This is a genomic window from Microbacterium umsixpiens (assembly GCF_053543675.1).
Genome location: NZ_JBLVOH010000045.1, coordinates 22,197 through 34,264, shown reverse-complemented (window position 1 = coordinate 34,264; position 12,068 = coordinate 22,197). Strand labels below are relative to the sequence as shown.

Below are 12,068 nucleotides of genomic sequence, written 5' to 3'. Positions count from 1 at the left end.
GTGCCCCGGCCGCAGCGCCCACGCCCGCCGCACCCGCCGCGACCGCTTCCGACGCGCACGGCATCGACGCGGGTGGCGCGGCCGAGGTCGCCTCCCCGGCCCGCGCGCTCGTGATCGCCGACGGGCGGGGCAAGCTCACGCTCCTCGACCTCGCCACCGAAGAGCGCTCGACCCTCGCGCCAGGCCGCAGCGGCATCGCCGGTCTCTTCGGGGACGGCCGTCTCGTCTACCGCGCGCACGACGCGGAGGGTGGTACCGCGGTCGAGGTGTTCGACTCCGCGCGCTGGACCGTGCCGCACGGCGATCACACGCACTCCTTCCGTGGCGCCCCGCAGACACTCGGAACCCTCGAGGGCGAAGGAGACGTCACGGTCGTCGCCGGTGAACAGCGGGCGACCGTCGCCTTCGCGGGCGGGGAACTGGTCCTGCTCGCCCACGACGCCCTCGGCGAGGGGCTCGAAGTCGCCCCGCACGTGACTGCCGACACCTCCGGCCCCGTGGCGTTCCTCGCCGAGCACCTGCTCGTACCGACCGCCGGTGCCACGATCGAGCTGCTCGACGCCGCCGGCGACCGCGTCCCGGGTGTGGCAGTCCCGTGCACCGACCCCTCTGACGCCGACCTCACCCGCGTCGGCGCCGTCTTCTCCTGCGCCGAGGGAGCCGTGCTCTTCACCCGCGAGGTCGGCGGCACCATCGCCGCCGAGGCCATCCCGTACCCCGTGAACGCCACCCCGACGAGCAGCCTCTCCGGCCGGACCGACCGCCCCGACCTCGCCGGAGTCGCGGGCGAGCAGGGTGCCTGGCTACTCGACGTGCGGCAGCGGCAGTGGATGCTGCTCCCCTCCGATGTGCCGCTGTTGCAGGCCGTCGCCCTCGGTGACGACGACAGCCGCACGGTCGTGATCGATGCCGACGGCCGCGTGCGGGTGCTCGCCGCGGACGGCACGGTGCTGGCCCGCACGGAACCGCTGCTGGCGGCATCCGTCGCCGACCCCGCCCTGCGCGACCGTGTGCAGCTGCTCGTCGACGCCCGGCACGCCTACGTGACCGACCCCGCGACCGGCGTCGTGCACGAGATCGACCACGGCGACGGCACCGTCACTCGGACCTTCGCCGACCTCGACCCCTGGTTCGTGCAGCAGGTCGGCTGAGCCCTCGACGACTCCGGTCGTCACCGCGCATCCCGCGCACCCACCCAGAAGAAAGAGAGACGATCCATGTACCGACCCCGCAGCCGCCTCGCGATCGGCGCCCTCGGCGTGATCGCCGCCGTGGCGCTCGCCGGATGTGCGACCCCCGGGCCCGCCGCCGAGAACACCGCAGGCGCCGCACCGGAAGACCACCACGAAGGCGACACCCGCGTCGCCGTGACCTACGACGGCGGTGTGCTCGTGCTCGACGGCGAGACCCTCGACACCATCGGGCAGGTCGAGCTCGGCGGCTTCCTGCGCGTCAACGGCGCCGGTGACCATGACGGGCACGTCTTCGTCACCGCGGAAGACGGGTTCCACGTGCTCGACTCCGGACTGGCGTCCGGCACCGTCGAGTTCACCGGCGAGGTGTTCGACGCCGAAGCCGCCGGCCACGCGGTTCCGCATGCCGGACGCACGGCTCTGTTCGACGACGGCACCGGCGAGGTGCGGATCTTCGACACGGATGCCGTCGGCACCGGCACGCTTCCCGAGGCGGACACGATCACCTCGGAGGCCGCCCACCACGGTGTGGCGCTCGAGCTCGCCGACGGCAGCATCCTCTCGACCATCGGCACGGCCGACGCGCGCAGCGGAGTCCGTCACCTCGCGGCCGACGGTACCGAGCTCACCCGCAACGAGCAGTGCCCGAGCGTGCACGGCGAGGGCGCGCTCAAGGGCGAGGTCGTGGTGTTCGGCTGCGAAGACGGCGTGCTGCTCTTCGACGGCGGCGTCTTCACCAAGATCGACGCCCCCGACGAGTTCGGTCGCACCGGCAACGCGTACGTGAGCGACACCAGCGCGATCGCCTTCGGCGACTACAAGACCGACCCCGACCAGGAGGGCTACCTGCTGTCGCAGCTCGCGCGCATCGACACCGCGACGCAGACAATGTCGATCGTCGACCTCCCGGAAGGTGTGGAGTACACCTGGCGCGGGGTGGGACGCGACGGACACGACAACGTCGTGGTGCTCGGGGCCGACGGCAGCCTGTCGCTGCTCGACGAGTCAGGCGAGCTCGTCGACACCTGGGATGTGATCGATCCGTGGGAGAGCCCGACCGAGTGGCAGCAGCCGCACCCGGGCCTGCACGTGGTCGGCGACATCGCCTACGTGACCGAGCCGGCGAAGGACCGCATCCTCGCGGTCGACCTGCTCACCGGTGAGGTGTCGGCCGAGGCGACCCTCGACGTCGTGCCGAACGAGTTCGTGGTGGTCGGCGCCGCCGGACACTGAGTGGGATCAGGAGGGCGGGTCCGTACGCACGGGCCCGCCCTCCTTTCGTGCCGGATTCAGTTCGACTCGATACTCAGCACCGTCGTCCGCATGCCGTCGGACTCGTACTGCACCGGCATCCCGGGGTGATCGATCGAGAACCAGAAGACGCCGTCGTCGGTGTCGTACCGGCGGCAGGTGAGCTGCCCGAGCGGTGTCGACAGCGCGACGGTCGACACGCTCGTCGTCCCCGCGTCGAAGGCAGCATGCCCCTGCAGCTCGGCCCAGGTCACCCGGTTCGAGACGACGGCCTTCGGGTCTGCGGCGGCCCAGCGGTCGAGGGTCGCGCCCTCGTCGTCGGTGTCGCGGAAGCGGTTGACGTGTTCGCCCAGCGGGCCGTCGGGCCCCTCCAGGACCAGCCGGATCAGCTTCCCCGATCCGGTGGCATCGCGGATCTCGGCGGCGGTGAACGGCGTCGGCAGGAGTCCGGGGCCGAGCAGGTACGGGTCGGGTTCGGTCATGCGTCCAGTCTGCGCCCTGTGCCGTCTGCACCGCCCGCACCCCTTCGCCGAGTCGAGTGCACGGCTTCGTGCCGAGTGCACGGCGCGTTCGCGTGAAGATCCCGTGCACGGGGCAGCATCCCGTGCACTCGGCGGGGGCGGGAGGCGAACCGGGAGTCGAACCGGGCGTCGGCGCGTGACGCGCAGGGGGTGACACTCCTCCAGTCCTGGGGCTATCTTTGTTTGACTACCGAAACAAGATGATTCGAGGACACCGTGGCGCCGGCTACCCAGACCGTACATTCCGAGGGTGAGATCTTCCGGCTGGTGCGCACCGGGGCGGCCCAGTCCCGCGCCGACCTCGCCCGCCTGACCGGGCTCTCCCCCTCGACCGTCGCGCTGCGCGTCGAAGAGCTGATCGCCCATGGCTACATCGAGGAGAACGGCGAGGGCGAGTCGCGCGGCGGCCGTCGCCCCCGCGTGCTCACGGTGAAAGCGGGCGGGAGTGTGGTCGCCGGAGTCGAGCTCGGCGAGCAGCACGCCACGGTGGCGCTGTTCGACCGTCGTGCCGAGGTCGTCGCCTCGACCGTCGCGCAGGTGTCGCTCCTCGACGGGGTCGAGAGCGTCGTGAACCAGGTGTGGGAGTGCGCGCGCACGCTCGCGAAGGACAACGGCGGCCTCACGGTCGAGGGCATCGCCATGAGCTTGCCCGGCCCCGTCGACTCGCGCACCTCGCGCCTGCTGGCGCCCATGCGCATGCCCGGTTGGAACGGCGTCGACGTGGGCGAGGTGCTCGGCTCGGTCACCGGGCTCCCGTTCCTCATCGACAACGACGCGAACGCCATGGCCGTCGGCGAGTTCATCGAACGCGGTGGCGAGCAGGAGCAGCTGGTCTTCGTGAAGGCGGGCAGCGGCATCGGCTGCGGCATCATCCTCGACGGTGCCGTCTACCGCGGGTACCGCGGGGTCGCCGGCGACATCAGCCACGTCGCGCTGCACAACGCCCCGCCCATCATCTGCTCGTGCGGTCGGGTCGGCTGCCTCGACGTGGTCGCCAGCGGTGCGGCGATCGTCGACGCGCTGCGCGAGTCCGGCGTCGCGGTGGAGACCCTCGACGACGTGCTCGCGCTCGCGCAGGACGCTCACCCCAAAGCCACCTCCGCGCTGCGCGAGGCCGGCGCGCGCACGGGTGAGGTGCTCGCCACGATCATCAACTTCTTCAACCCGCAGGCGCTCGCGCTCGGCGGTCGACTGGCCACGGCCGACGCGTTCGTCGCCGGCGTGCGACAGGCGCTCTTCACCCTCTGCCTGCCCATGTCGACGGATGCTCTCGAGATCGGCGTGAGCCGAGCCGGCGCCCTCGCCGGTGCGCGCGGTGTGGCCTGGGAGCTGCTGGAGCGGATGCTCGACCCGGCCCGGATCGACGAGGAACTGCGCACGACCGCCGCGTAGTAGGTTCGATTATCGGCTCAAGTTCGCGACCATGCGGAACAAGATGCAAGTTTTGGTTCGAGGTCCGATCTAGACTCGGAGTATGACCGAGACGTCCCCGCTCCCGCGCATCGCCATCGCCGGCATGGCCATCGAGTCCAGCACCTTCTCGCCGCATCGCGCCGGCGAACGCGACTTCCTGCGCGTGGAGGGCGAAGAGCTCATCACCCGCTACGACTCCCTGCGCGACGGCGACATGCGCGGCCGCGCCGAGTGGCTGCCGGTCTACTACGCCCGATCGATCCCCGGCGGTGCCGTGCTGCGCGAGGTCTACGACAGCATCAAGGCGCGCATCTGCGACGGGCTGCGGGCCCTCGTGGCCGACGGCGAGAAGCTCGACGGCCTCTTCTTCGACATCCACGGGGCGATGAGCGTCGAAGGCATGAACGACGCCGAGGGCGACCTGATCACCGCGATCCGCGAGGTGATCGGCGCCGACGTCGTGGTGTCGGCGTCGATGGACCTGCACGGCAACGTGTCGCGCACCCTGATCGAGAACGTCGACATCATCACCTGCTACCGCCTGGCTCCGCACGAAGACACGTGGGAGACGCGCGACCGCGCAATCCGCAACCTCGTCGAGGCGCTCGAGAGCGGTGTCACCCCGCGCCGCGCCTGGGTGCGCGTGCCCATCCTGCTCCCCGGCGAGAAGACCAGCACCCGCGTGGAGCCGGCGAAGAGCCTGTACGCCCGCATCCCCGAGATCGAGGCGCGCCCCGGCATCACCGACGCCGCGATCTGGATCGGCTATGCCTGGGCCGACGAGCCCCGCTGCCACGCGACCGTGGTCGTGACCGGCACCGACGACGCGGCGACCGCGCGTGCGGCGGAGGAGCTCGGTCGCGCGTTCTGGGATGTGCGCGACGACTTCGAGTTCGTGGGCCCTCCCGGAACCCTCGACGAGGGTGTCGCGGCCGGCCTCGCCGCCACCGACACCCCGTACTTCATCAGCGACTCGGGCGACAACCCCGGCGCCGGCGGCACGGGCGACGTCACCTGGACCCTCGCGCAGCTGCTGCAGAAGCCCGAGCTCACCTCCGACGACGCCCCGGTCACGCTGTGTGCCTCGGTGTTCGACAAGGGTGCGCTCGACGTCCTCCGCGGTCACGCCGTGGGTGAGCGGGTGTCGGTCGAGGTCGGCGCGCGCATCGACAGTGGCCCGCACGGACCGGTCCTCGTCGAGGGAGTGCTGCACAGCCTGCACGAGGGCGATGTGGATGCCGGCGGTATCGCGGTCATCCGCGTCGGCGGCCTGCACGTGATCGTCACGGAGTTCCGCAAGGCGTACCACGACGTCTCCGACTTCACCTCGATCGGACTCGACCCGGTCGCCGCGCAGATCGTCGTCACCAAGATCGGCTACCTCGAGCCCGAGCTCTACGCCATCATGCGCGGCTGGACGCTCGCTCTCACTCCGGGCGGGGTGGATCAGGACCTCGAGCGGCTCGGTCACCACCGCATCCAGCGTCCGATGCATCCGTTCGACGCGTTCGATGAGGCGCCGGATCTCTCGGCCGAGATGGTCGGCTGACGAGCTTCCGCAGCTTTACGCCGCGATCGAACAAAGTTAGTTACTTAAACGTAACAAGACCGTCTTCTGCCCTGAACTTAGTTCGGGCATGATTCAAAGTACGTCATAAATCGGACGAACGCCTTGGTTGTGAGGCGTTGAACAAGGAGGTTTACATGCGATCTCAGTCGCTGCGCCGCCGGCTGCTCGCCCCCCTGGGTGCGCTCGCCGTCGCGACGCTCGCCCTCACCGCCTGTCAGGGTGGCGCCTCGGGCGACACCGGCTCGGGCGAGAAGGACACCGTCAGCTTCGCCCTGCAGGTCGGCACCGGACCCAACTGGATCCTGCCGATCTCGTCGCCCGACAAGATGGCCACGCACAACAGCGCCATCAAGGCGACCATGTGGCCGCGCCTGTTCGAGTACAACGGCGTCGACGGCGAGATGGGCTGGGACGAGCTGGCCTCCGCCGCCAAGTCCTACGAATTCTCCGAGGACCGCAAGACCATCACCATCACGCTCAACGACCTCGACTGGTCGGACGGCGAGCCCGTCACCTCGCGCGACGTGGAGTTCTGGTACAACCTGGTGCGTTTCAACGGCGAGAAGACCGGTGGTTACTCCGCCGGCCTGATGCCCGACAACATCACCGAGTTCACCACCATCGACGACAAGACGTTCTCGCTGACGATGGACAAGGTCTACAACGAGGAGTTCCTCCTCGGCAACCAGCTCAGCCTCATCTACCCGATGCCGCAGCACGTCTGGGACAAGACCAGCGCTGACGGCGAGATCGGCGATCACGACCGCGACCAGGCCGGTGCGACCGCGGTGCTCGACTACCTCTTCTCCGAGGCCGAGGACATGAAGACCTACGCCACCAACGACCTATGGAAGACCGTCGCCGGTCCCTACACGGTCAAGAGCTGGTCGGACTCGGGCCTGGTGGAACTCACCGCCAACAAGGAGTACACCGGCGAGGACAAGCCGAGCATCGAGAACGTCGAGTTCCTGCCGTTCACGTCGGCCGACGCCGAGATGAACGTCGTGCGCTCCGGTGACGTCGACTACGGCTACGTCACGAGCTCGCAGCTCACGAACGAGAAGCAGTTCACCGACCTCGGCTACAGCATCGAGCCGTGGGCCGGCTGGTCGATCACGTACATGCCGTACAACTTCGCCAACCCCGAGAAGGGCTCCTTCTACAAGCAGCTCTACGTGCGTCAGGCACTGCAGCACGCCATCGACCAGGAGACCATCTCCGAGGTCGTCTGGCACGGTGCCGCGACTCCCGACTACGGTCCCATCCCGCAGACCGCGGACTCCAGCGGACTGTCCGACGTGCAGAAGGACAACCCGTACCCGTTCGACCTGAAGAAGGCCGAGAAGCTGTTCACCGACAACGGCTGGGTCAAGGGATCCGACGGCACGCTCGAGTGCGCCGAAGCCGGCGCGGCCGAGGGCCAGTGCGGCGAGGGCATCGCCGCGGGTGACAAGGCGGAGATCGTCGTCACCACGCAGAACGGCTCGCAGGAGACCGACAACATGATGGCGGAGATCCAGTCGTCGCTCGGCAAGATCGGCGTCAAGATGACGATCGACTCCAAGCCGCTCGACACCGTCCTCACGCAGGCACAGGAGTGCAAGACCGGCAGCTCGTGCACGTGGGAGCTCGTCTTCTTCGGCACCGCGGGCAGCTGGTACTTCCCGCCGTACGCCACCGGTGAGCGCGTCTTCGCGAAGGACACCAAGTGGAACGCCGGACAGTACGACAACCCCGAGGCCGAGGAGCTCGTCCAGGCGATGGCCTTCTCGACCGACCCCGAGATCGCGAAGAAGTACTCCGAGTACCTCGCCACCGACCTCCCGGTCATGTGGATGCCGAACCCGGTGTACCAGGTCTCCGTCGTCCGCGACGGACTCGACATCGCCCACCAGGACCCGGGCGCGTCGTTCCTTCCCCAGCGTTGGTCCTGGACCAAGTAACGAGCAGGTGACATGAGCGTGGTGGAAGCAGCGCAGAACGCGCAGCAGAAGAAGGAGAGGGCCGGCGGCCCGCGGTTCTGGTGGTACCTGTTGCGACGGGTCGGCCAGGGCGGGATCGTCATCCTCATCGTGACGCTGATCGTGTTCGCGCTGCTCCACCTCGCGATGCCGCAGGGGCCGGCCGCCGGCATCCTCGGCATGCAGGCATCGCAGGAGCAGATCGACGCCTTCAACAAGGAGAACGGCTTCGATCTGCCCCTGTGGCAGCAGTACTTCAACTTCCTGCTGCAGCTCGTGCAGGGAGACCTGGGTGACTCGTTCAAACTGAACCGACCGGTGGCGGATGCCATCGGCCAGCGTCTTCCGAAGACGCTGATCCTGGCCCTCATCTCGATGCTCTTCGCACTGATCATCGCGATCCCGATGGGCATCTTCCAGGCCGTGCGCCGCGGCAAGGCCGCGGACTACGCGCTGACCACCTGGAACTTCATCGTCTACTCGACGCCGTCGTTCTTCCTCGGCCTGATCCTCGTGATCGTGTTCGCCCAGTGGCTGCGGCTCGTGCCCGCCCAGGCGCCGCAGGGTGAGACCGTCGGCGACGTGCTGGCGAACCCGGCCGGCCTCGTGCTGCCGGTGCTCACCGCGGCGCTCGGCATCATCGCGACGTTCTCGCGGTACATGCGCTCCGCCACGATCGACAACCTCTCCGAGGACTACGTCCGCACCGCCAGGGCGAAGGGCACCTCGGTGCCCGTGGTGATCACCCGCCACGTGGTGCGCAACTCCCTGACCCCCGTGATCGCCATGCTCGGCTACTACCTGCCGGTCATGTTCGGCGGCATGATCGTCGTCGAATCGCTCTTCAACTACCCCGGCATGGGCCTGCTGTTCTGGACCTCGGCGCAGACCTCCGACTACCCCGTGCTGATCGGCTGCATCCTGGTGATCGCGCTCGCGACGGTCATCGGATCGCTCCTCGCCGACATCATCCAGGCGCTGCTCGATCCGCGCACCCGAGAGGAGCTCTCGTGAGCACCACGACCATCGTGATGCGCACGCTGACCCCGCGTCAGCGGGGCACGCGCCGCTTCCTGCAGAACAAGCTCGCGGTCTTCGGCATCGTGACCATCGTGCTGTTCCTGCTCTTCTGCTTCCTGGGTCCACTGATCCACCCGACGGATCAGATCCACACCGACCTGCGCAGCACGATGCTGCCGCCGGGGAGCCCCGGCCACCCGCTCGGCACCGACGACGTCGGCTACGACGTGCTCGGACGGCTCATGGTCGGCGGGCAGATCTCGATCCTGATCGGCCTCGCCGCCGGCATCCTCGCCACCGTCATCGGCACCCTCTGGGGAGCGATCGCCGGCTACGTCGGCGGCGCCGTCGACACCGTGATGATGCGCGTCGTCGACGCCGGCATCGCGATCCCCGCGACCTTCCTGCTGCTGATCCTCTCGGCGATCCTGCGCCCGAGCGTCCCGCTGATGATCTGCGTGATCGGCCTGGTCTCCTGGCTGGTCCCGGCTCGTCTCGTGCGCGCCGAATCGATCTCGCTGAAGTCGCGCGAATATGTGCTGGCCCTGCGGGCGATGGGTGGCACGCACTCCCGCGCCGTGCTCAAGCACATCGTCCCCAACACCGTCGGCACGATCGTCGTGAACGCCACCTTCCAGGTCGCCGACGCCATCCTGCTCGTCGCCTACATCTCGTTCCTCGGGATGGGGCTGCAGAAGCCGGCGACCGACTGGGGCGCCATGCTCACCAGCGGCATCACCTACACGTACGCGGGTGCCTGGTGGTTGATCTTCCCCGCCGGATTCTGCATCGTGCTGACCGTCTGCGCCTTCAACAGCATCGGCGACGGCCTGCGCGACTTCTTCGACGTGAAGGGGCGTGCCGCATGAGCGACGCACTGCTGGAGATCTCCGACCTCACGGTCACGTTCCGCACCGAAGACGGGTCGGTCGAGGCCGTGAAGGGCATCGACCTCGAGGTGCGCCCCGGCGAAGTGCTGGCGCTGGTGGGCGAATCCGGTTCGGGCAAGTCCGTCACGGCTATGGCCATCCTGAAGCTGCTGCCGCGCTCGGCCACGGTCACCGGGTCGATCAGGCTCGCCGGGCGCGAGCTCCTGCCGCTCGCGGAAACCGAGATGAACGCCGTGCGCGGCGCCGAGATCTCGATGGTGTTCCAGGAGCCGATGACCGCGCTCAACCCGAGCATGCGGATCGGCGACCAGATCACCGAGGCCATTCTCAACCACCGCACCATCTCCAAGGCGGAGGCCTGGGAGCGTGCGGTCGAGATGCTCCGGCGCGTGGGCATCCCCGAGCCCGCCCGTCGGGCGAAGAGCTACCCGCACGAGCTGTCCGGTGGTCAGCGTCAGCGCGTGGTCATCGCGATCGCCCTCGCGTGCGAGCCGCAGCTGATCATCGCCGACGAGCCGACGACCGCGCTCGACGTGACCGTGCAGGCCGAGATCCTCGACCTGATCCGCGGTCTCGCGGCCGAGTCGGGGACCGCGTTCCTGCTCGTCACACACAACATGGGCGTCGTCGCCGACATCGCCGACCGGGTCGCGGTGATGTTCCGCGGCACCATGGTCGAGGTGGGCGACACCCGCACGGTGCTCACCGCGCCGCGCGAGGACTACACGAAGAAGCTGCTCAGCGCCGTGCCGTCGCTGCCCGACCTCGCGAGCGTGATCGAACGGGAGCCCGAGACCGAGGTCCCAGCCGCGGTGCTCGAGCTGGATGCCGCCAGCGTCACCTACCGCCGCGGCGGACGACCGTTCCTCGCGCTCGACGGCGTGAGCCTGCGCATCGCCCCGGGCGAGATCCTGGGCCTCGTCGGCGAGTCCGGATCGGGCAAGTCGACCCTCGGACGCGCGGCACTGGGACTCCTGCCGCTGTCGAGCGGTGGGATCACCCTGTTCGGCGAGAAGGTCGGACGCGGTGGCGTCTCCGGGCGTCGGGAGCGCGCACTGCGCGGTCGCGTCGGCGCGATCTTCCAGGACCCGGGCTCCAGCCTCGACCCGCGCATGACCGTCGGCGAGGCCATCGCCGAACCCCTGCTCGTGCAGCGGCGGCGCTTCCCGACCTCGGCGAGCACGCGTCGCACCCGCGTGGCCGAGTTGCTCGACGCCGTCGAGCTGCCCACGAACTACGCCTCCCGCTACCCGCACGAGCTCTCCGGAGGGCAGCGTCAGCGCATCGGTCTCGCCCGCGCCATCGCCCTGGAGCCGGAACTGATCATCGCCGACGAGCCCACCTCTGCGCTCGACGTCTCGGTGCAGGCTGCCGTGCTCGAGGTGCTGCGCACCCTGCAGGAGAAGATGCACTTCGCGTGCCTCTTCATCAGCCACGACCTCGCCGTGGTGCACGAGATCTCCGACCGGGTCGCCGTGATGCTCAAGGGCGAGATCGTCGAGACGGGCTCCGCCGACGACGTGCTCCTGGCTCCGCAGCATCCGTACAGCCGACGGCTGCTGGCCTCGGTACCGGTTCCCGATCCCGACAAGCAGGCGCTGCGGCGGGAGGCCCGTGCGGCCGCCCGGGTGATGGCCCCGTGACCGGGGGAGAGCCGACCCGATCGACCCTTGTGCACGGTGCGGGCCCTGTCGTGCTCGGGCTCGACGTCGGCGGATCGAGCGTCAAGCACCTGCTCGCGCCGGCGCGCATCTCGCTGGACGCACCGCCGACGCCCCTCGCCCGCGGCCGTCACGCGACGCCCAAGGACGCACCCGTGGACGGGCTCGCCGCCATCGCGAACTCGCTCCGGGGTGATGCCGACCTCGAACGCGTGGTGCTGTCGATCCCCGGATTGGTCGACGAGGCGGAGGGAGTGGTCGTGCGCTCGACCAACATCCCGGCGCTCGACGGCCGCCCGCTCGGCGCACAGCTCAGCGCGGAACTCGGCATCCCGGTCGACGTCATCAACGACGGTCACGCCGCCGCGGTCGCCGAGGCCTCGTGGGGCGCGGGCGCCGGTGTCGACGACGTCTTCGTGCTCGCGCTGGGCACCGGGATCGCGGGCGCACACGTGGCGCACGGACAGGTCATCCCCGGAGCGCACGGCTCGGCCGGCGAACTCGGACACATCACGATCGAACCCGACGGCAGCATCTGCTCGTGCGGACGCCGCGGCTGCCTGGAGACCATCATCGGCGCGCCCCCCC

At 69.3% G+C, this 12,068-nt stretch carries 10 protein-coding genes; 9 read left to right on the top strand and 1 reads right to left on the bottom strand.

The genetic code is table 11. The features are described from left to right. Positions 1 to 1,151 (top strand): hypothetical protein (locus tag ACNPM4_RS05215; protein ID WP_448984935.1); only part of this gene is annotated, 1,151 nt, incomplete at its 5' end. 66 nt (positions 1,152 to 1,217) lie between these two features. Continuing rightward, on the top strand, positions 1,218 to 2,426 hold the full coding sequence (locus tag ACNPM4_RS05210) for a hypothetical protein (protein WP_448984934.1): 1,209 nt from the start codon (positions 1,218 to 1,220) through the stop codon (positions 2,424 to 2,426). A 56-nt stretch (positions 2,427 to 2,482) separates the two neighbouring features. Here the strand turns inward: ACNPM4_RS05210 and ACNPM4_RS05205 are convergent, their stop codons facing one another. Then, entirely contained in the window at positions 2,483 to 2,926 is a 444-nt protein-coding gene (locus tag ACNPM4_RS05205; RefSeq protein WP_448984933.1) for a hypothetical protein, read from the bottom strand. 255 nt (positions 2,927 to 3,181) lie between these two features. On the opposite strand from ACNPM4_RS05205, the gene ACNPM4_RS05200 reads away from it, so the two are divergent. From ACNPM4_RS05200 to ACNPM4_RS05170, 7 genes are all read left to right on the top strand, one after another. Continuing rightward, positions 3,182 to 4,357, top strand: a complete 1,176-nt coding sequence (locus tag ACNPM4_RS05200; RefSeq protein ID WP_029261395.1) for an ROK family transcriptional regulator — start codon at positions 3,182 to 3,184, stop codon at positions 4,355 to 4,357. 82 nt (positions 4,358 to 4,439) lie between these two features. Beyond that, the gene (locus ACNPM4_RS05195) at positions 4,440 to 5,927 is read left to right on the top strand and encodes a M81 family metallopeptidase (RefSeq protein WP_448984931.1); all 1,488 of its coding nucleotides are present in this window, start codon (positions 4,440 to 4,442) and stop codon (positions 5,925 to 5,927) included. 155 nt (positions 5,928 to 6,082) lie between these two features. Further along, complete coding sequence (locus ACNPM4_RS05190; RefSeq protein WP_105710657.1) at positions 6,083 to 7,891, top strand: peptide ABC transporter substrate-binding protein; 1,809 nt, start codon at positions 6,083 to 6,085, stop codon at positions 7,889 to 7,891. A gap of 12 nt (positions 7,892 to 7,903) precedes the next feature. Beyond that, entirely contained in the window at positions 7,904 to 8,923 is a 1,020-nt protein-coding gene (locus ACNPM4_RS05185; protein WP_081859906.1) for an ABC transporter permease, read from the top strand. Beyond that, a complete protein-coding gene (locus ACNPM4_RS05180) occupies positions 8,920 to 9,798 on the top strand; it encodes an ABC transporter permease (protein ID WP_231481714.1) in 879 nt (292 codons plus the stop codon). Before ACNPM4_RS05185 ends, ACNPM4_RS05180 begins: the two co-directional genes overlap by 4 nt. Further along, a complete protein-coding gene (locus ACNPM4_RS05175) occupies positions 9,795 to 11,462 on the top strand; it encodes an ABC transporter ATP-binding protein (protein ID WP_448984929.1) in 1,668 nt (555 codons plus the stop codon). The genes ACNPM4_RS05180 and ACNPM4_RS05175 overlap by 4 nt, the downstream gene beginning before the upstream one ends. Beyond that, positions 11,459 to 12,068: ROK family protein (locus ACNPM4_RS05170; RefSeq protein ID WP_448984928.1), on the top strand; the 610-nt coding region annotated here is incomplete at its 3' end. The genes ACNPM4_RS05175 and ACNPM4_RS05170, both read left to right, overlap by 4 nt.

Coding starts and splice junctions, on each gene's coding strand:
- ACNPM4_RS05205 (WP_448984933.1), bottom strand. CDS start 2,926: ATGACCGAACCCGACCCGTACCTGCTCGGCCCCGGACTCCTGCCGACG.
- ACNPM4_RS05210 (WP_448984934.1), top strand. CDS start 1,218: ATGTACCGACCCCGCAGCCGCCTCGCGATCGGCGCCCTCGGCGTGATC.
- ACNPM4_RS05185 (WP_081859906.1), top strand. CDS start 7,904: ATGAGCGTGGTGGAAGCAGCGCAGAACGCGCAGCAGAAGAAGGAGAGG.
- ACNPM4_RS05195 (WP_448984931.1), top strand. CDS start 4,440: ATGACCGAGACGTCCCCGCTCCCGCGCATCGCCATCGCCGGCATGGCC.
- ACNPM4_RS05175 (WP_448984929.1), top strand. CDS start 9,795: ATGAGCGACGCACTGCTGGAGATCTCCGACCTCACGGTCACGTTCCGC.
- ACNPM4_RS05190 (WP_105710657.1), top strand. CDS start 6,083: ATGCGATCTCAGTCGCTGCGCCGCCGGCTGCTCGCCCCCCTGGGTGCG.